This window comes from Microbacterium sp. NPDC057658 (assembly GCF_042799975.1).
GTDB lineage: Bacteria > Actinomycetota > Actinomycetes > Actinomycetales > Microbacteriaceae > Microbacterium.
The window spans coordinates 2081084-2098771 of the sequence record NZ_JBHVHT010000001.1 but is presented as its reverse complement, the minus strand read 5'-3'; the positions used below and the strand labels follow the sequence as shown (position 1 = coordinate 2098771).

The following is a 17688-nucleotide window of genomic DNA, read 5'->3' as shown; positions in this document are numbered from 1 at the left end:
CCCATGATCCGAGGATACGGGCGGGTGAGCTCTCACCTAACGAGCACCGGATCGTTCACCCATGACTCGCTCCGCATGCCCGATCAGGCTCGTCACGAGCATGAGCACCTGTACGCAGTTTCGTTTGCTGAACTGGCGTGAGGAGACGCCGTGCACGCTGGCATGTCGCGAGTAGTGTCGCGGGATCTCGTCGCCCTTGTCCTTCCAGAACTGCTCGTGCGCGTTCCAGATCGGCAACCACACCATCGCCTCATGAACGCCCATGTCATTGAACGACTCGGGAACGTCCGCGTCCTTCTTCCGATTCGTGAGTGCCTTGCGCTCGTTCCGATCCGGGTAGAAGCCGTAGATCAGCGTGTCGAGCGTCACCGTGAACATCGCCTGGGCCGAACGCGTATGTCCCGCCCTCATCGCACCCAGCCCATCGAGGGCGAACGCCACTTCCTCACGTAGGCCGGTGTGCGTCACGTTCGTGAGCACTGCCTCGCAGTCATCCATCAGGGTCGCAAAGCACTCGCCCAGAACACGACGCCGGGCTGCTCTGTCCTTGGCACGAAGAAGCCGCACAGCTGTCCGCCCGCGCGGAACGAGATAGAGCGGGATGCCCTCCTGCTCGATGAACTCGTGCACGTCGGTGAAGCCGATCTCATCAGCGACGCTCCGCAGGTTCGGAGGCAAGAGCGAAAGTCTAAGGCTCTGGACTACCTTCGGGTCGATCAGCGGCCCGATGGAGGCGTGCAGCCCCTCCACGATCTTCGTGTACCGCTCGCCGATGCTGTTGAGGATCGAAGTGGTCGCGGGGCTAACAAGATTCAATGTCGGCAGGTTCGCAACCCATGGCTTGGGCATCACGCTGAACTGACTCGACAGAGGCTCGAAGATCGGCGACCTGATTGCCGATGACTTGAGCAGGCTGGCGGTCGGCAGCGCTGCTGTCATCTGGTTGATCATGCGCTCGGTCATCGGGCTGATCAGCGAACCGAGTTGCTCCTGCAGCCTGGCGTTAATCGGCGCAATCAGGTCAACCGCCGAGAAGCCCGACGGGAACAGCGACTTGGTGAAACCGCCCGGCATTCGAAATGCGGCAGGTTGTCCCCCAAGAACCACCAATCCTCCATCTGAGTCGACCCGGCCCCCTGGGCTCTCAGATCGCTCTTCATGGTCCTGAGCGCCTTCCGCGGGCTCGGGTTCATCAGACATGAGTGGGAGCCTCCCAGCGAGCCTGTGGCACCACTCGGAGCGCCCATTTACGGATTGTCTGGGATTCAATCGGCATCCGGCGCTCCACTCACCTCGGCGCCACCGCCGATTCCGCTTAGCGTAGCGGTGACATTGGACATCCTTACGTCCGTTCGATCGCCGCTACGCTCGATCGCGTGCACGATGCCGCGGACGCTCCCATCGCCTTCTGCGCGGGGGACGAGGACACGGCTCTTGTGCTGCCCCCAGGTGCCGCTCTGGGCGTGTGTCCGTGGTGCCACGGCCTGCTCGCCGGTCGGATCGACATGTGCTTTAACTGCGACGAGAACTCGCGCGCGCTCGACGGCAACGTCCAGCCGATCATCCCGATCTCGTTGTACGCGAAGCCGAGCCGTCTGCGTGACTGGCTCACGTTCTACAAGGATGACGGCGACGTCGCCGCTGATGAGAACGCTCGGGCGGCGATCGGGACTGTGCTGGAGCGGTTCTTCGCCGAGAACCATGAGTGGGCCGGCGCCCTTGGGGCGGATGGCGCGATCATCGTTCCCTCAACGCTCCGCCCTCCCCCGCACCCGTTGGCAGTGCTTCTCCAGGAGCGGGGATCGCTGCCGTTCGAGGTCACGTACGGACTGAGTCGGACGCCCGAGAGCCTCGGCCACAACCAACCGAACAAGGGCGCGTTCGCGGCTACCGAGGACCTCCGCGGACGGCGGGTTCTCCTCCTCGATGACGTCTACACATCCGGCGCTCGTGCGCAGAGCGCCGCGTACGCGCTCCGGCGCATCGGTGCCGAAGTCGCCGCGCTCTGCGTCATCGGCCGTCGGTACAACCCCGGCTACAGCGAGCAGAGCGCCGCCGTCTTCGCACAGCAGTCCGCTGCGCCGTTCACCTGGGCGGTCGGCGTGCGCGACGCTACTCGAACATCAGCCGTTTGATCAACATCCCGGCGGCATGAGCGGCGAGCGTGGCCGATCCGCTGTTCAGCTGATCCCACCACGCCAACTCGTCCTCGCTGTCGAGTCCGAGGTCGGCGGGTGTCATGGTGTCCCAAAGGGCCTTCGCCGCTCCCCCGGTCGCGCCGACCGGGATCACCAGAACGCCGTGCTGACGTGCCACTCCTGCTTCTTCGCCAGTCCGGGCGCTGCCAGCGATCACGACCATCGCGCGTGCCTGCGGAAAGACGAAGGCACGCATGTCGTCGAGCGTCCGCTCGGTGAAGATGGCCATGCCGACGCGGTGCTCGACCGGGATCGACTCATCGCCTGTCTCCGCTTTGCGATAGTAGAAGCGAACCAGCTCGGGCCGGTACTCGGACGGGGCCAGCGCGTCTCGGAACTGACGGCTCACCACCTGCCCAGCTGGGCCACCGAACGACGCCACGATCGGCCTTGTCCGAGGATCCGACGCGGCGAGCGTCGTCGCGATGTTCTGAGCGACCGTCGTCGCGAACCGATCCTGATCGCTCGTCCCGTCTGCGGCGAAGCTTCCTGAGACGAAGAGGAGCGCTTCGCGGCATCTCACCTCGAGCTGGCTCAGGAGCGTTGGAAGGTCTGCATGTGACTGGATCATGTGCACGTTCACCCCGGATTTCTCCAAGTCTGACACGCGAAGCTGCTGAAGTCTCTTCTCCACCGGGTCCGCCTTTTCGGCGAACACGACATAGTGCGGTGGCGCGTCGATGTGCGCAGGCAGGGAGCGCGACAGCCGTAGCAGCAGGTTTAGGTTCGGGTCGTCGAAGCTCAACCCGAGGAAGAGGAAGCTGTTCGTCAGCCACGACGCGCGCAGGCGCGTCCACGTGATCGGATGCTGCTCCTCGTAGCGCTCGAAGTCGGACCGAGTGATCACCGGGTCGACCTGCCAGCCCCGCTCTCCCGGCGTCCCCTTGGTGAGAGAACCATGCATCTTCGTGACCCGCTTCGCCCACGTGCCCGCGGCAGGCTTGACCACGTAGTCTTGCTCCCCCACGACCCACTGGTAGTCGAAATGCTCGGCTTCCAGTGACTGCTCGACGAGAAGGTCGTAGTTCGTGGTCCAGAAGTCACGGATCGGCAGATGCGAAAGCAGCGCATGCACGTCCGTCGGCCGGACATCGACATCGATCTTCCGTCGAATGGCCGCGTGGAGCGCGGCTGGGCCGTCAGTGTTGGCGATGTACTGCGCTGCGAGCACAGCGTCCGAGATCTGGCTCGGAACGTCCGCCGCGGCGCGCGCCTCCTCAATGAGCTCAGTCCACCCCGGAAGCCCCGCGCCTTGAGATGTACCGGCACCGACAAAGAGCGCCGCGTCTCCAACGGCGACCGCTTCCGCGTACTTCGCCACAAGTTCCTTGGCTGAGACGGTCATGCCGGAACATCTTCGGACGGCGTGATCTCTGCGATCACCTTGGGCACAATCCCGCGCTCATTCGCGGAGAACCGCAACGCACCCACCTGCCCACGGATCTGATGTGCGATCCACCGCTCGTCGACGATCGGGGTAAGCAATAGCGCCCGCGCCCAGAAGTCCAGCTGCTCGTCTCTGGACACGAGCCGGTGCCCGTAGAAGTGGAACGAGCGCGCCGACGAGCAGAGGATACCCGCGGTGTCGAGCACCTCGACCGCAGCACGCACGGTTGAAGCGGACCCTGGACGGACGGCCTTCGAGGTGAAGTCGAGCATCGGTAGGAATCGGTCTTCACCGTCGGCGAGCGTCACGCGTGACTGCAACGCGATCGAGTCGCGCCCATGCGCCGGCGTGCGAGAAGCCAATTCCGCGAGCTGCGCGGGAGTCTCATCCGACGTCGCGATCTCGACCGTCTCATGCTGCGACGGGTCCTGGTGGTACATCGCCGAACGAAGGATGTCGGTCGGCACGCCAGCGGGCGCCAGCTCACCTGCGATGAACAGCGCGTGCCAGAACGGGATCCCCTCAGCTGAACGGATCGCACGCGCCTGCTCGATGAGCAGCTCGCTCGCCTCAGCGCCCGCCACACGGCGCTGCACCCGTGGGGCACCCTTGATGAAGCTCACCCGGATCGTGCTTCCAACCGGCACGTTCTTGAGGACGGCAGCGGTGAGCGCCTCAACCTCGTCGAACAATGTGCTCATCCCGGAACTCCCTTCCCCTCGTCGTTCCATGATCCCCGAAGATAGGGCCGGCCTCCGACATTGGTCGCGCCAAACGACACGCCGTATGTGTTGCGTCCGCGGATCGTATCCCCCATACGCGAGCTCGTGCGGATCGATCAACGCTGTTGCCCGATCATCGTCGCACCCAAAAGCCCTCTCCTCGGCCCCGAACCGACGTCGTTTCATCATGTTCGATTGAGGTCACTGGCCTGGCGGACCGCTCAGGAGCATGTTGTGGCCACCGGCGGCCGCGACGATGAGCGCCTCGACGGCTTCCTCCTGTCCGAGGACATCGCTCAGATCGCGCTCATCGGGGTCGTCCTCCGGCGGGTGCGGCCCCGGGACCGGCTCGACGTCGGGCACGTCCACCTCCGCGCCGTGCCAGGTGGCGACCTCCGCGAGCGAGGCGGCGGCACGCACCTCCACGCCGGCGACGAGACCCGCCTCGGTCGCGTTGCCGTGGGGCACGATCACACGCTCGAACCCCGCACGGGCGGCGGCGAAGACGGCGGGAAGCACGCCCGGCACGGGACGCAGGCGCCCGTCCAGCCCGAGCTCCCCCAGGTGCACGGTCTGCCGGACGGCGCGCCGAGCGATCACATCGCTCGCGGCCAGGCAGGCCACCGCGATCGCGAGGTCGAAGGCGGAGCCGTGCTTGGGCAGGCTCGCCGGTGAGAGGTTCACCGTCAGGCGCCGCTGCGGAAGCGGGAGTCCGGAGTTCACGCAGGCGTTGTGCACGCGCTGCACCGCCTCCCCGAGGGATTTGTCCGGGAGCCCGATGATGCGGAACTCCGGCGTCTGCGGGGAGAGGTCGGCCTCGACCTCGACCACGTGCCCGTCCGCTCCCGTGAGCGCCACGGACCACGTGCGTGCGGTGCTCATGCGATGTCCTCGAGGTGCTCGACGGTGGCTGTCTCCGGGGATGCACCGGTGATACCTATCGCTTCCACCCGGAGGACCCGTCCGCGCGCCAGCTCGGGATGCTCCGCCCGCCACGCATGAGCGAGCCGCCACAGCCGCCGACGCTTCCGGTCGTCGATGGCGTCGAACGGGTGCCCGAACGCCGTCGACCGCCGCGTCTTCACCTCGATGACGGACAGGTGAGCCCCGAGGATCGCCACGATGTCCAGCTCCCCCTGGGGACACCGCCAGTTGCGATCGACGATCCGATACCCGCGTGTCGTCAGATAGTCCGCTGCCTGCTGCTCCCCGGCTCGCCCGAGGTCGTCTTTCGCTGCCATCCCGAAAGGATGGACGTCAGCACCCTGTCACCGCCGTGGTCCCGCGCGACCAGTCCAGAGGCTGTGGAAACGGCGCAGAATGTCACCGCTGTGCAGGAACGGCGCGCCGCGTCACTCTCCGTCGAGGGAGAGCTCCTGCGGCAGTTCGAACTCGCGACGCTGGAGCTCCTCGACGTTCACGTCCTTGAACGTGAGCACCCGGACGGCCTTCACGAAGCGGTCGGCCCGGTAGATGTCCCACACCCACACGTCGCTCATGGAGATCTCGAAGTAGAAGTCGTGCTCGGTGTCCCGCCGCACGACGTTGACCTCGTTGGCCAGGTAGAAGCGACGCTCGGTCTCCACGACGTACTGGAACTGAGAGACGACGTCGCGGTACTCGCGGAACAGCGCGAGCTCCAGCTCGCGGTCGTAGTCGTCGAAGGCTTCCTCATCCATGATGAGTCCATCCTATGGTCGTCCGGCGCCGGTCGCGGCATCCCGGGCGCGGCCTCTCAGAACAGCGTCGGCGCTTCGGCGATCGCCCACGAGGACCGGTGGAACGGGGAGAGCCCGAACGAGCGGATGGCCTCCCGGTGCTCCGGGCTCGCGTACCCCTTGTTGCGATCCCACTGGTAGTCACGGTGACCCTCGTGCAGCTCCGCCATGTGACCGTCTCTCGCGACCTTCGCGATCACCGAGGCCGCGGACACCGAGGCGCAGTCGCGATCCGCCTTGATGACGGGCCGCACACGCAGGGGCACGGGATGCACACGCGAGACGTAGTCGTGGTTGCCGTCGAGGAGCACCAGGGCGTTCTCGACCGTCGCGCCCAGCGCCACGACCCCCTCCACGGCCCGCGAGGCGGCGAGCCCCAGCGCCCGCATGATCCCGACCTCGTCGACCTCCGCCGCGGTCGCCCAGCCGACAGCCGAGGCCTGCACCCAGGAGGCCGCCCGGGCGGCGACGTCGGGGCGCCGGCGCTCGGGGACCAGCTTCGAGTCGCGCAGGCCCTCCGGAACCCGACGGCGGGCGCCTGTGGCGTCCATCACGGCTGCTCCGACGGCCACCGGTCCCGCCAGTGCGCCGCGACCGACCTCATCGAGGGCGATGATGAGGTCGCACTCCCCCAGGAGCTTCCGCTCCAGGGTCAGTCGAGGCGTGATGACGGTCATTCGGGGTCCGGCACTCCGGTGAAGATGTCGTGGTGGCCGTCGATCGGTCCGAATCGGTCGAGCGGCCAGGTCGTCAGGAACGCCTTGCCCACGATGTTGGAGACGGGGACGAAACCGCCGCTGGGCAGCTCCTGGTGTGCGCGGGCGTCGCGGGAGCGGTCCCGGTTGTCGCCGAGGAGCCATACGGAGTCCTCCGGCACGACGACGTCGAACGGCTCGTTGGAGGCCGCGGTGTCCCCCTCGGGGAGGTTCAGGTAGCTCAGCTCGTCGATCGGGGCGCCGTTGATCGTGATCTGCCCCAGCGCGTTGCAGCACACCACGTGGTCGCCCTCGACCCCGATCACGCGCTTGACGAGGTGGTCCTGGGTGTCGGTCGCCGAGATGCCCACGAAGGTGAGAACCCAGTCGACGGCCTTGACCAGCGGCGGCTGTGCCGGCGCCTGCGGCATCGGGTCGAGCCACCCGCCCGGATCCTTGAAGACGACGATGTCGCCGCGCTCGTAGCCGGTCCACCGCGGCGTGAGCTCGTCGACGAGGATGCGGTCGTCGATCAGCAGCGTCCGCTCCATGGAGGCCGAGGGGATGTAGAACGAGCGCACGACGAACGTCTTGATCACGAAGGACACCAGCGCGGCGATGACGACGATGACCAGCACGTCTCGGAGGAAGACCAGGAACCCGCGCCGCCGTCGTGTCGGGCGTGCGGACGGAGAGTCAGTCATCTGGTTCCTTCTCGAAGAGTGCACCGTGAGCGCACGGCAGTAACAAGGTTCGCACACCGGGGACAGAACGAAAGCACCCCGGGACATCGTGTCCCGGGGTGCTGTGAAGAAGCTTCGCGTCAGTTGTTGACGCGCTTCTCCTTGATCTTCGCCTTCTTGCCGCGGAGCTCGCGCAGGTAGTAGAGCTTGGCGCGACGCACGTCACCGCGGGTGACGACCTCGATGTGGTCGATCACCGGGGAGTGCACGGGGAAGGTACGCTCGACACCCACCTGGAAGCTGATCTTCCGGACGGTGAAGGTCTCGCGGACGCTGTCACCCTGGCGGCCGATGACGACGCCCTGGAAGACCTGGATACGGGAGCGGTTGCCCTCGGTGATGTTGACGTGCACCTTGACGGTGTCACCGGGGAAGAACTCGGGGATGTCGGAACGGAGCGAAGCCGCGTCGACGGCGTCGAGGATCTGCATGATCGTCTCTCTCTGCACTCGCCTCAGGTCGGATGCACGGATTAGGAAGGAACAAGAATGGGAGTGTGCCGAACGGCGCTGACGCGTCCGCGGGCTCCCCTGGGGCAGAGCCGGTCACGGCACAAAGAACCATTCTGCCACGGATGACAGGCCCGGCCAAAACGGCGGGTCAGAGCCGGTCGTCGGTCTCCCGCACCACGATCACCTCGTGCACGCTCGTCTGCGGGCTCTCGGTGCGCGGCGGCGTCATCGTCGACCAGGAGATGGTCTCGCGGATGCGCGTCCCACTCCCCCGCGCCTCGTCCCAGAGCTGCCACAGCTGCAGCCAGACCAGGGCGATGCCTACGACGATGGCGGCCGCGAGGAGCCAGCCGAACGCCCCGTCGATGAAGAAGCCGACCGCGATCGTGAGCGCGTGCCAGAGACCGAACCCGGCGACGTCCCACCACGAGACGGCACGCTCGGCGCGGACCGACGGACGGGAGCGCGTCAGCAGCGTGAGCAGGAGCTGCCCCAGGAACACCGAGGGCATCGCGATGAGCAGCACCCAGAGGATCGACCAGCCGCCCTGGAAGACGGCCCAGCCGATGAGCAGCCACAGCGGCAGGAGGAACGCCGACGGCAGCAGCCAGCGGAAGAAGGCCTGTCGGATCCACATGCTCCGATGCTACGGCGACCGCGCCTGCGCGTCACGGGTGTTCGCTGAGAGCGGCAGGCGCCGGGCACCCCGTCCGATCAGGGAGAATGGAGACGACGAGAGGACACTGATGATCGAACTGCGCACCCCTGCCGAGATCGATGAGATGCGCGCGGCAGGCCGGTTCGTCGCCGAGACGCTGGCGACCCTGCGCGACGAGACGAAGGTCGGCACCAACCTCCTGGCGATCGACCGCCGGGCCCATGACATGATCCGCAAGGCCGGCGCCGAGTCCTGCTACATCGACTACCACCCGTCCTTCGGGGCGAGCCCCTTCGGCAAGGTCATCTGCACCTCGGTGAACGACGCCGTGCTGCACGGCCTGCCGCACGACTACGCGCTCCGGGACGGCGACCTCGTCACCCTGGACTTCGCCGTCTCGGTCGACGGCTGGGTCGCCGACTCCGCGGTCTCCTTCGTCGTGGGTACGCCGCGGGACGAGGACCTCCGTCTCATCGACACCACGGGACGCGCGCTGGCCGCCGCGATCGAGACCTCGGTGGTCGGAAAGCGCATCGGCGACATCTCCGCCGCGATCGCCGACGTCGCGCACGGCGAGGGCTACTCCATCAACACCGACTTCGGGGGCCACGGCGTCGGACGCACGATGCACGGCGACCCTCATGTGGCGAACGACGGCCGCGCGGGACGCGGTTTCCCGCTCCGCGCCGGCCTCGTGCTCGCCCTGGAGCCCTGGTTCCTCGCGACGACGGACGAGCTGGTCACCGACCCCGACGGGTGGACGCTGCGGAGCGCGGACGGCTCCCGCGGCGCGCACTCCGAGCACACCATCGCCATCACCGAGGACGGACCGATCATCCTGACGGATCGCTCGTTCCTCGGCGTCGACTGACTCCGGCCGCGGGGTCGGCGCGCTCCCAGGGCGCGACCGGCCCGGGCACGACGACGAACAGCGGGTGCGCCTTCGGGAGCTCCACAGACCCGTGTCGGCTGAGCACGTCCGGACTGCGCTCGGCGAGCTTCGCCCGCAGATGCTCCCACTCGCGTGCCAGCTGACCCGTGGTGACCGGGATCGACGGCACCGCCGACTCCGCGCGCCGGATACGAGTGCGGTCGAAACGGTAGCCGCGCTCGTCCGCCTCATCGGCGACGCCCACCAGGTACGCACCCACCGTGGCCACGGGATCGGCCGTCGCCCGGAAGCGCTCGAGCTGCGGGTGTCGCTGATACCCCTTCGTGGCGTCGGCGAGCACCGCCTGAGCGAGGAGGGTCTCCCGCCAGCAGGCGACGAGCCCCTGACGGTCGAGGTACTCCGGATGCAGCGACCAGATCCTCATGCGCGGCGGTAACGGAACACGTCGGTGAGGTGCGGCAGATCGAACTCCACCTTCCCCCGCGTCTCATCCGTGCCGTCCAGCACCGCTTCCAGGGCCGCCACCATCGCCGTGCGCTGTGCCTCGTCCGCCACGAGGAAGCTGCTCACCGTGCCCCACCGTCGGAGGTAGTCCTCGCGGGTGATCCGCTCGGTCCAGCGCACCTCCTCGTGGATCTCCAGGACGAAACCGGGAAGGTCTGTCGCCGACGCGGAGGTGTCGTCGTCCGCGCCGACCGCGGGATGCGCCACCCGGTGGCACGCGAGATCCCAGGCACAGGCGGGGTCGGCGCGATTCCACAGCAGCCCGAGCGTTCCGTGAGGGACGAGCGTGCGGGCGATCTCAGCCGCCGCCGCGTCCCGATCGAACCAGTGGAACGCCTGCGCGACGCTGACGGCATCGACGGAGCCGTCCGGAACGGGGATGCTCTCCGCGGTCCCCGGCCGCGCGTCGACCGTCGGGAGCGTCCGCGCGAGCACGGCGAGCATCGGCGCGGACGGCTCGATCGCGATCACCTGCGTCGCCCGCGCGACGAGCAGGCCCGTGAACTTCCCGGTGCCGGCGCCGAGGTCGAGCGCCGTCGCCACGCGGTCCGGAACGATGATGTCGGCCGCGCGCTCCGGGAACCCCGGCCGGTAGCGGTCGTACTCCTCGCCGATGCTCTCGAACGATCGCGCGCGTGTCACATCCACCATGCCTCGACGCTAACAGCACTCGTCGCGACGGATGGCAGGGTCAGCCGTCGGTCGGCGCGTCCGGCAGCAGATCGGGGCGTCGCAGGCGGGTGCGGACGAGCTGCTGCTCACGCCGCCATGCCGCGATCGCGCCGTGGTTGCCGCTGAGGAGCACGTCGGGGACGGCGCGCTCCCGCCAGACCGACGGCTTCGTGTAGGACGGGTACTCGAGGAGGCCGTCCTCGTGCGACTCCTCCACCAGGCTCTCCGGATTGCCGACGACACCCGGGATCAGCCGACCGATGGCCTCGATCATCGCCATCGTCGCCACCTCGCCGCCGTTGAGCACGTAGTCGCCGAGGCTCAGCAGCCGCACCTCGCCACGCTCGGCGGCGTACTCGAAGACGCGCTCGTCGATGCCCTCGTAGCGCCCGCAGCCGAACACGAGGTGCTCGCGTCCCGCGAGGTCCCGCGCGGTCGCCTGGGTGAAGACCTCCCCGGCCGGCGACGGGAAGATGATGGTCGGCGCGGGGGTGGCGTCCGCCGTGAGCTCATCGAGGGCGAGGCCCCAGGGCTCCGGCTTCATGACCATGCCGGCTCCCCCGCCGTACGGGGTGTCGTCGACGGTGCGATGGCGGTCGTGCGTCCAGTCGCGCAGATCGTGCACCTGGAGGTCGAGCAGACCCGAGCCTCGCGCCTTGCCGAGCAGGGAGAGCGTCAGTCCGTCGAAGTACGAGGGGAAGATGGAGACGACGTCGATGCGCACGGGGGAACCGTATCAGCGGTCACTCGGCGCCGTCGGAGGCGGCGGTCCCGTCCTCCGACTCGGGAAGCTCCTCGAAGAGCCCGGCCGGCGGGGTCACGATGACGCGGCCGGCCGCCACGTCGACGGTGGGGACGATGGCCTCGACGAAGGGGACCATCACCTCGTCCGTGCCGCCGGTCGACGGCTTCACGATCAGGAGGTCCTGCGCCGGCAGGTGCTCGACGCGGACCACGCGGCCGACGACGGTCTCGTCGCGGACCACGTCCAGACCGACGAGCTGGTGGTCGAACCAGGCGTTGTCCTCGGTCTCGTCCTCGTCCTGGTCCATCCAGAGGATGGCGCGGACGAGGCTTTCGGCCGCGTTGCGATCGTCCACGTCCTCGAAGAAGACGACGGGGTTGCCGTTCATCACGCGGTATTCGCGGACGACGATCTCCTTGCCATGCCACGGAGATGCCTCGGGCACCTGCAACGTGAACGCGGCCCCGGGGACGAATCGCCGCTCCGGGTTGTCGGTGTAGAGCTCGAGCTTCAGGGCGCCCTTGAGCCCGTGAGCCTTGACCAGGCGTCCGACGCGCAGCTGGTTGCGGCCCTGGATGCGGTCCTGCGACACCACGTCAGTCGTCCGCGACGTCGACGCGGACGCGGCGCCCGTCGGCGAGGGCGCTCACGAGAGTGCGCAGGGCCTTGGCCGTGCGGCCGCCGCGCCCGATCACGCGTCCACGGTCGTCGGGGTGCACACGCACCTCGAGCAGGTCGCCACGGGGCGACGAGGATTCGTGGATGCGCACATCTTCGGGGTGATCGACGATCCCCTTGACGATGTGTTCGAGCGCGGCGGCGAGCACGATGGATTACTCGGCGTCGGCGGCGGGAGCCTCAGCGGCCTCCGCGTCGGCGTCAGCGGCGGGGGCCTCCGCAGCGGGGGCCTCCTCCTTCTTCTCCGCCTTGGGCTTGATGACCGACTTCTTCGAGGCGTCGGCCTCGAACGCGGCCTTCTCGCCGGCGACCTTGAGGGTGGACTTCGCGTCCTTGTCGCCCTTGAAGGTGCCCCAGTCGCCGGTGATCTTGAGGATGGCGGTGACCTGCTCGGTCGGCTGCGCGCCGACGGAGAGCCAGTACTGCGCACGCTCGGAGTCGACCTCGATGAACGAGGGCTCCTCGGTGGGGTGGTACTTGCCGATCTCCTCGATCACGCGACCGTCGCGCTTGGTGCGCGAGTCGGCGACGACGATGCGGTAGTACGGCGCGCGGATCTTGCCCATGCGCTTGAGACGAATCTTGACAGCCACGATTCTCCTGAATGGTGTGGAAGGAAACGAACCGGTCGCCTGGAGCGTGGGGTGCACACCCGGCGGAAGCTCAAATGAGGAGGACGAGCGCTGGATAGAGGGTCGAGCACGTCGTCCGACCCTCTATTCTGCCAGATGCGTGCGCCTTGTGCGAAACCCGGCGACACGGCGTTGCGGAGCAGGCCCGGCCCCGTGTCAGACTGTCCCCGTGCAGCTCGACTTCGCCGCTTCGGCCCGCTCCACCGTCGGTCTCGAGTGGGAGATCATGCTCGCCGATCCCGAGACCGGTGATCTCGTCGGTCGCGCGCCGGAGCTCCTCGCCGCGCTGGAGGCGGAGAGCGAGGACGAACGCCACACCGTCACCGGCGAGCTCCTGACCAACACCATCGAGGTGACCAGCGGGATCGGCGACTCCGTGGCCCACGCCGTCGACGACATCGCCAACGCGATCGCGGCCGTGCGGTCGGCCACCGATCCGGCAGGGATCGAGCTGCTCTCCGCCGGAAGCCACCCGTTCGCCCAGTGGTACGACCAGTCGGTGACCGACAAGACCCGGTACCACACCCTCATCGAGCGCACCCAGTGGTGGGGGCGCAACATGATGATCTGGGGCATCCACGTGCACGTGGGCGTCGACGAGCAGCGCAAGGTCTTCCCCATCATCAACGCACTGTCGGCCTATCTCCCCCACCTGCAGGCGCTGTCGGCGTCCAGCCCGTTCTGGGCCGGGGAACGCACGGGGTACGCCTCCAATCGCGCTCTCGTCTTCCAGCAGCTGCCCACGGCGGGCCTTCCCTGGCCGCTGCGCGACTGGTCGGAGTTCGAGCGCTACCTGGACGACATGGTCCGCACCGGTGTCATGGCCGATGCCACGGAAGTGCGCTGGGACATCCGTCCCGCCCCGCGCTGGGGCACGATCGAGGTCCGCGCGTGCGACGGCCTGTCCACGCTCTCCGAGATGGCCGCGGTGGCCGCGCTCGTGCAGGTCCTCGTCGAGCACTTCTCCCGGCTCCTGGATGAAGGGGCCGCCCTGCCCGACCTCCCCGCGTGGTTCCACCGCGAGAACAAGTGGCGCGCGGCCCGATACGGCCTCGACGCCCGGGTCATCGTCGACACGATCGGCACGCAGCGCCCCGTGCGCGAGCACCTGACCGAGAAGATCGAGGAACTGGCCCCGGTCGCCGTCGAGCTCGGGTGCGTGCGCGAGTTCGGCAGCATCGCGACGATCCTCGACGGCGGAGCGAGCTACGCCCGTCAGCTCGCGGTCGCCGACGCCACGGACGGGGACCTCCGCGCCGTGGTCCAGCACCTCATCCGGGAGTTCCGGACCGGACCGCAGTCCTCGATCGAAGGCGAGTGACGCGAACGCCCCTCAGTCCTCGACGAGCCGGCGCGCGAGCCCCTCGTCCAGGACCACGTCGGTGATGAGCTCGGCGGCGATAGCCGCGCGCAGGCTCGCGAGCTTGGGCACACCGGAGACGACGCAGACCCGCCTCGGCACGCGCCGCAGCCGATCGAGGCCCGGCCCCGTCGCCCGCGCATTGAGCCGGATGTCGCGCCAGGAGCCGTCGGCGCGGAAGAAGACCGTCGCCACGTCGCCGATCGCGTGGTCCTCCCGCAGACTGCGGTAGTCCTCCCGACCGAGGTAGCCGCCGACGTACACCCGGCTGGGCACCTCCGCGGCCGGGGACCCGAGGCTGAACACGGCGATGTCCATCTTCGCCTGCAGGTCGAGGACGCGCCGGGTGCTGCGCTCGCGCCACATCGCCTCGCGAGTGGCGGGGTCGTCGAAGAACGCGGGGACCGGGAACTGCTGCACCTGCGCCCCGAACGCGCTCCCGAAGCGCTGCAGGATGTCGCTGGAGTACTCCACACCGCTCGTCTGGGTGTTCCCGGCGCCGTTGAGCTGCACGAACGTCGTGTTGTGCGTCTCCTTCTGGGTGAGACCGCGGCTGACCGCGCTGATCGTCGATCCCCACGCGACGCCGACGATCATGTTCGAGTCCACGAACTGCGAGAGGAGTCGTCCCGCGGTCAGAGCGACGCGCTCCAGACGTTCGACCTCGCTGACGATCTCGGCCATCGGCACCACATGCGCCACCACCCGATGCCGGTCCCTGATGCGCTGCTCGAGCATCCCGAGGCGCTCCAGCGGCGAATTGATGCGGATGTCGACGAGGCCACTCTCCCGCGCGAAGCTGAGCAGCCGCGACACGGACGATCGCGAGGTGCCGAGCTCCTGCGCGATGACCTCCATGGTCTTGTCCTGCATGTAGTAGAGCTGCGCAGCGGTGAGCGCGGCGACCAGCTTGCCGTCGCGCGATGGCGCTCCGGATCCCGCCATGATGACCTCCTCTCCCTCGATCCTTGCACATATGTGCAGCGAGCTTGCGCGCGGCGTCACGGAGGTCGATGCTGGTGGCAAGCAAGGAAGAGAGGGTCGACGATGATCGATTCCACCCACACGTCCCCGGAGCGGGACGCGGTCCGCGCGCTCCGCGAATCCGGGCGCACCAGTGTCCTCGTTATCGGCGGCGGCATCAACGGCATCTCCACGTTCCGCGACCTCGCCCTGCAGGGCGTCGACGTCGTCCTCGTCGATCGCGGTGACTTCGCCTCCGGTGCCTCCGCGGCGTCGAGCCACATGATCCACGGCGGCATCCGCTACCTGGAGAACGGCGAGTTCCGCCTCGTGCGCGAGTCGGTGGAGGAGCGCAACGGTCTGCTCAAGATCGCTCCGCACTACGTCAAGCCGCTGCAGACGACGATCCCGATCTACTCCACGTTCTCCGGGATCGTCTCCGCTCCGCTCCGCTTCCTCACGCACAAGAGCGGGAAGCCGAAGGAGCGCGGCGCCTTCCTCATCAAGGTCGGCCTCACGATCTACGACACGTTCTCCCGCGACGGCGGCACCGTGCCCCGGCACCGCTTCCTCGGCCGCAAGAAGTCCCTCGCCGAGCTGCCGTCGATGGATCCGAAGATCAAGTACACGGCCACGTACTACGACGCGTCGATGCACGACCCCGAGCGCCTCGCGCTCGATGTGCTGCAGGACGGCCGCGCCGCGCACCCCGGTGCCGTGGCACTGAACTACGTCGAGGCGATCGGCCGCGACGGCGAGCAGATCACGCTCCGGGACCGCGAGAGCGGCACCGAGTTCACCGTGACCGCCGATGTCGTCGTGAACGCCTCCGGCCCCTGGACCGACCTCACGAACGACGCCCTCGGCACCGACACGCACTTCATGGGCGGCACCAAGGGATCGCACATCGTGCTCGACAACCCCGAGCTGCTGGCGGCGACGCGGGGTCGCGAGATCTTCTTCGAGCACTCCGACGGCCGCATCGTGCTGATCTACCCGCTCAAGGGCCGCGTCCTCGTCGGCACCACCGACATCGATGCCGACCCGCGCGAGGTGCCGGTGTGCACGGAGGAGGAGATCGACTACTTCTTCGACCTCGTCCACCACGTGTTCCCGTCCATCGCGGTGACGCGTGAGCAGATCGTCTACAACTTCTCCGGCATCCGCCCGCTCCCCCGCCACGAGGACACCGCTCCCGGCTTCGTCTCGCGCGACTACCGCGTCGAGGTCGACCGCCAGGGCGCCGTCCCGCTGGTGAGCCTGGTCGGCGGCAAGTGGACCACGTTCCGCGCCCTGGGCGAGTCCCTCTCCGACACGGTGCTCGGCCTCCTCGGCCGCACGCGCACCGTGTCCACGGCGGGTCGCGCGATCGGCGGCGGACGCGAGTTCCCGCGCACCGAGAAGGCGAAGCGGATCTGGATCCAGGAGAACCTCCCCGGCGCCGGCGCTCGCGCCGAGCAGCTCCTCGCGCGCTACGGCACCCGGGCAGCGGCCGTGTGGGCCTTCGTCGAGCAGGGGGACGACGCGCCCCTCGCCGGCGGCGACCTGTCGACGCGCGAGCTGGAGTGGATGGTGAACGAGGAGATGGTCACCCGTCTCGAGGACGTCATCCTCCGCCGCACCAGCATCGCCTTCACCGGCGGCGCCCGGGCAGAGGTGCTCGACGAGGTCGCCGACGCCCTGGCTCCCCTCCTCGGATGGGACCGCGAGCGTCACGAAGCCGAGGTGGAGCAGACGCGTGTGCTGCTGAACGAGCGACACGGACTCCACATCCCGTCCCGCGCCCGCGGCTGACGGGGCTCCGACCACCGCGCCCTCCTCGCGGTGCTACCCCATAAGGGGTCGGGGCAGAGGGGCCCCGACCCGCAAGAAAGGTCAACGAAGACATGACTGACGTCAATCTCGGTCTCTACTTCCTCTCCGAGCTCGTCGGCACCGCGATGCTGGTCCTGCTCGGTTGCGGTGTGGTCGCGAACGTCGCCCTGGCGAAGAACAAGGGCTTCGGCGGCGGCTTCCTGATGGTCAACTGGGGATGGGGTCTCGCGGTGTTCGCGGGTGTGCTCGTCTCGGCGTACTCCGGTGCCATCCTGAACCCGGCCGTCGGCATCGGCCTGCTGGTCGCCGGCAAGATCACCTTCGCGATGTTCCTCACCGCGACCGCCGCGGAGCTCCTCGGCGCGATCATCGGCGCGATCGTCGTCTGGCTCGCCTACAAGCAGCACTTCGACGAGGAGCCGGAGGCCGCCAACAAGCTCGGCGTCTTCTCCACCGGCCCCGCCATCCGCTCCTACGGCTGGAACCTCGTCACCGAGATCATCGGCACCTTCGTCCTCGTCTTCGTCATCTTCGCGTTCGCGGACTACGGCGACATCGAGGTCGGCACGCCCGGTGGCCTCGGCCCGCTCACGGCTCTCCCGGTGGCCCTGCTGGTGGTCGCCATCGGTGCGTCGCTCGGTGGCCCGACCGGCTACGCCATCAACCCGGCTCGTGACCTCGGTCCCCGCATCGCCCACGCGATCCTCCCGATCCAGGGCAAGGGTTCCAGCGACTGGTCCTACTCGTGGGTGCCCGTCGTCGGTCCGCTCATCGGTGGTGTCATCGCCGCCCTCGCCGCCCCCGGCCTGCTCAGCCTCGCCGGCTGATCCCCCTCAACCGCTCGGGAATTCAAA

22 protein-coding genes are annotated in these 17688 nt (G+C 68.3%); 5 read left to right on the top strand and 17 right to left on the bottom strand.

The annotated features are described in order from the left end of the window. Positions 1-36 precede the first annotated feature (36 nt). The gene (locus tag ACFU8V_RS09970) at positions 37-1200 is read right to left on the bottom strand and encodes a hypothetical protein (protein WP_249521939.1); all 1164 of its coding nucleotides are present in this window, start codon (positions 1198-1200) and stop codon (positions 37-39) included. 176 nt (positions 1201-1376) lie between these two features. Between ACFU8V_RS09970 and ACFU8V_RS09965 the strand changes: the two genes are divergently transcribed. Further along, positions 1377-2135, top strand: a complete 759-nt coding sequence (locus ACFU8V_RS09965; protein ID WP_249521940.1) for a ComF family protein — start codon at positions 1377-1379, stop codon at positions 2133-2135. Here ACFU8V_RS09965 and ACFU8V_RS09960 read toward each other — a convergent pair. The 9 genes from ACFU8V_RS09960 to ACFU8V_RS09920 form a co-directional block, all read right to left on the bottom strand. Further along, positions 2113-3543, bottom strand: a complete 1431-nt coding sequence (locus tag ACFU8V_RS09960; protein WP_378870770.1) for an SIR2 family protein — start codon at positions 3541-3543, stop codon at positions 2113-2115. The genes ACFU8V_RS09965 and ACFU8V_RS09960 overlap by 23 nt on opposite strands. Then, on the bottom strand, positions 3540-4286 hold the full coding sequence (locus ACFU8V_RS09955) for a hypothetical protein (protein ID WP_249521942.1): 747 nt from the start codon (positions 4284-4286) through the stop codon (positions 3540-3542). Before ACFU8V_RS09955 ends, ACFU8V_RS09960 begins: the two co-directional genes overlap by 4 nt. 222 nt (positions 4287-4508) lie before the next feature. After that, positions 4509-5189: a magnesium chelatase domain-containing protein gene (locus ACFU8V_RS09950; protein ID WP_308195772.1), complete on the bottom strand. Its 681-nt coding sequence runs from the start codon at positions 5187-5189 to the stop codon at positions 4509-4511. Next, positions 5186-5548 (bottom strand): YraN family protein, encoded by a 363-nt coding sequence (locus tag ACFU8V_RS09945; protein WP_249521943.1) that lies wholly within the window; start codon positions 5546-5548, stop codon positions 5186-5188. The genes ACFU8V_RS09950 and ACFU8V_RS09945 overlap by 4 nt, the downstream gene beginning before the upstream one ends. A 111-nt stretch (positions 5549-5659) precedes the next feature. Continuing rightward, positions 5660-5986, bottom strand: a complete 327-nt coding sequence (locus ACFU8V_RS09940) for a DUF2469 family protein (protein ID WP_017204525.1) — start codon at positions 5984-5986, stop codon at positions 5660-5662. A 56-nt stretch (positions 5987-6042) separates the two neighbouring features. Next, on the bottom strand, positions 6043-6702 hold the full coding sequence (locus ACFU8V_RS09935) for a ribonuclease HII (protein ID WP_249521944.1): 660 nt from the start codon (positions 6700-6702) through the stop codon (positions 6043-6045). Next, on the bottom strand, positions 6699-7424 hold the full coding sequence (gene lepB, locus ACFU8V_RS09930; RefSeq protein WP_025103349.1) for a signal peptidase I: 726 nt from the start codon (positions 7422-7424) through the stop codon (positions 6699-6701). Before lepB ends, ACFU8V_RS09935 begins: the two co-directional genes overlap by 4 nt. A 119-nt stretch (positions 7425-7543) precedes the next feature. Then, positions 7544-7894 (bottom strand): 50S ribosomal protein L19, encoded by a 351-nt coding sequence (rplS, locus tag ACFU8V_RS09925; protein ID WP_025103348.1) that lies wholly within the window; start codon positions 7892-7894, stop codon positions 7544-7546. 169 nt (positions 7895-8063) lie between these two features. Further along, the gene (locus tag ACFU8V_RS09920; protein ID WP_249521945.1) at positions 8064-8552 is read right to left on the bottom strand and encodes an MFS transporter permease; all 489 of its coding nucleotides are present in this window, start codon (positions 8550-8552) and stop codon (positions 8064-8066) included. 109 nt (positions 8553-8661) lie between these two features. Here ACFU8V_RS09920 and map point away from each other — a divergent pair, with 109 nt between their 5' ends. Further along, entirely contained in the window at positions 8662-9444 is a 783-nt protein-coding gene (gene map / locus ACFU8V_RS09915) for a type I methionyl aminopeptidase (RefSeq protein ID WP_249521946.1), read from the top strand. On the opposite strand, the gene ACFU8V_RS09910 is transcribed toward map, so the two are convergent. The 6 genes from ACFU8V_RS09910 to rpsP are packed head-to-tail and all read right to left on the bottom strand — an operon-like array spanning position 9407 to position 12657. After that, on the bottom strand, positions 9407-9889 hold the full coding sequence (locus ACFU8V_RS09910) for a pyrimidine dimer DNA glycosylase/endonuclease V (RefSeq protein ID WP_249521947.1): 483 nt from the start codon (positions 9887-9889) through the stop codon (positions 9407-9409). The two genes, map and ACFU8V_RS09910, sit on opposite strands and share 38 nt — an antisense overlap. After that, positions 9886-10620, bottom strand: a complete 735-nt coding sequence (locus ACFU8V_RS09905) for a class I SAM-dependent methyltransferase (protein ID WP_249521948.1) — start codon at positions 10618-10620, stop codon at positions 9886-9888. The genes ACFU8V_RS09910 and ACFU8V_RS09905 overlap by 4 nt, the downstream gene beginning before the upstream one ends. Positions 10621-10660: 40 nt before the next feature. Next, on the bottom strand, positions 10661-11365 hold the full coding sequence (gene trmD, locus ACFU8V_RS09900) for a tRNA (guanosine(37)-N1)-methyltransferase TrmD (protein ID WP_249521949.1): 705 nt from the start codon (positions 11363-11365) through the stop codon (positions 10661-10663). Positions 11366-11384: 19 nt separating this feature from the next. Further along, positions 11385-11981, bottom strand: coding sequence for a ribosome maturation factor RimM (gene rimM, locus ACFU8V_RS09895; RefSeq protein WP_126892983.1), 597 nt, complete (start codon positions 11979-11981; stop codon positions 11385-11387). A gap of 1 nt (position 11982) precedes the next feature. Beyond that, the gene (locus tag ACFU8V_RS09890; RefSeq protein WP_025103341.1) at positions 11983-12213 is read right to left on the bottom strand and encodes an RNA-binding protein; all 231 of its coding nucleotides are present in this window, start codon (positions 12211-12213) and stop codon (positions 11983-11985) included. 6 nt (positions 12214-12219) lie between these two features. After that, entirely contained in the window at positions 12220-12657 is a 438-nt protein-coding gene (rpsP, locus tag ACFU8V_RS09885) for a 30S ribosomal protein S16 (protein ID WP_025103340.1), read from the bottom strand. A gap of 208 nt (positions 12658-12865) precedes the next feature. Here rpsP and ACFU8V_RS09880 point away from each other — a divergent pair, with 208 nt between their 5' ends. Next, the gene (locus ACFU8V_RS09880) at positions 12866-14017 is read left to right on the top strand and encodes a glutamate--cysteine ligase (RefSeq protein WP_025103339.1); all 1152 of its coding nucleotides are present in this window, start codon (positions 12866-12868) and stop codon (positions 14015-14017) included. 12 nt (positions 14018-14029) lie between these two features. Here ACFU8V_RS09880 and ACFU8V_RS09875 read toward each other — a convergent pair whose 3' ends face one another. After that, positions 14030-15001 (bottom strand): sugar-binding transcriptional regulator, encoded by a 972-nt coding sequence (locus tag ACFU8V_RS09875; RefSeq protein ID WP_025103338.1) that lies wholly within the window; start codon positions 14999-15001, stop codon positions 14030-14032. 102 nt (positions 15002-15103) lie between these two features. Here ACFU8V_RS09875 and ACFU8V_RS09870 point away from each other — a divergent pair, with 102 nt between their 5' ends. Together ACFU8V_RS09870 and ACFU8V_RS09865 are read left to right on the top strand one after the other, a co-directional pair. Beyond that, positions 15104-16813, top strand: a complete 1710-nt coding sequence (locus ACFU8V_RS09870; protein WP_378870758.1) for an FAD-dependent oxidoreductase — start codon at positions 15104-15106, stop codon at positions 16811-16813. A gap of 92 nt (positions 16814-16905) precedes the next feature. After that, positions 16906-17661: an MIP/aquaporin family protein gene (locus ACFU8V_RS09865; RefSeq protein WP_025103336.1), complete on the top strand. Its 756-nt coding sequence runs from the start codon at positions 16906-16908 to the stop codon at positions 17659-17661. Positions 17662-17688 lie beyond the last annotated feature (27 nt).

Excerpts from the sequence above, each read along its gene's own strand:
- lepB (WP_025103349.1), bottom strand. The coding sequence starts at position 7,424 with ATGACTGACTCTCCGTCCGCACGCCCGACACGACGGCGGCGCGGGTTC.
- ACFU8V_RS09910 (WP_249521947.1), bottom strand. The coding sequence starts at position 9,889 with ATGAGGATCTGGTCGCTGCATCCGGAGTACCTCGACCGTCAGGGGCTC.
- ACFU8V_RS09945 (WP_249521943.1), bottom strand. The coding sequence starts at position 5,548 with ATGGCAGCGAAAGACGACCTCGGGCGAGCCGGGGAGCAGCAGGCAGCG.
- ACFU8V_RS09870 (WP_378870758.1), top strand. The coding sequence starts at position 15,104 with ATGATCGATTCCACCCACACGTCCCCGGAGCGGGACGCGGTCCGCGCG.
- ACFU8V_RS09905 (WP_249521948.1), bottom strand. The coding sequence starts at position 10,620 with ATGGTGGATGTGACACGCGCGCGATCGTTCGAGAGCATCGGCGAGGAG.
- ACFU8V_RS09950 (WP_308195772.1), bottom strand. The coding sequence starts at position 5,189 with ATGAGCACCGCACGCACGTGGTCCGTGGCGCTCACGGGAGCGGACGGG.
- ACFU8V_RS09955 (WP_249521942.1), bottom strand. The coding sequence starts at position 4,286 with ATGAGCACATTGTTCGACGAGGTTGAGGCGCTCACCGCTGCCGTCCTC.
- ACFU8V_RS09970 (WP_249521939.1), bottom strand. The coding sequence starts at position 1,200 with ATGTCTGATGAACCCGAGCCCGCGGAAGGCGCTCAGGACCATGAAGAG.
- ACFU8V_RS09875 (WP_025103338.1), bottom strand. The coding sequence starts at position 15,001 with ATGGCGGGATCCGGAGCGCCATCGCGCGACGGCAAGCTGGTCGCCGCG.
- ACFU8V_RS09935 (WP_249521944.1), bottom strand. The coding sequence starts at position 6,702 with ATGACCGTCATCACGCCTCGACTGACCCTGGAGCGGAAGCTCCTGGGG.
- ACFU8V_RS09940 (WP_017204525.1), bottom strand. The coding sequence starts at position 5,986 with ATGGATGAGGAAGCCTTCGACGACTACGACCGCGAGCTGGAGCTCGCG.
- rplS (WP_025103348.1), bottom strand. The coding sequence starts at position 7,894 with ATGCAGATCCTCGACGCCGTCGACGCGGCTTCGCTCCGTTCCGACATC.
- ACFU8V_RS09960 (WP_378870770.1), bottom strand. The coding sequence starts at position 3,543 with ATGACCGTCTCAGCCAAGGAACTTGTGGCGAAGTACGCGGAAGCGGTC.
- map (WP_249521946.1), top strand. The coding sequence starts at position 8,662 with ATGATCGAACTGCGCACCCCTGCCGAGATCGATGAGATGCGCGCGGCA.
- ACFU8V_RS09865 (WP_025103336.1), top strand. The coding sequence starts at position 16,906 with ATGACTGACGTCAATCTCGGTCTCTACTTCCTCTCCGAGCTCGTCGGC.
- ACFU8V_RS09920 (WP_249521945.1), bottom strand. The coding sequence starts at position 8,552 with ATGTGGATCCGACAGGCCTTCTTCCGCTGGCTGCTGCCGTCGGCGTTC.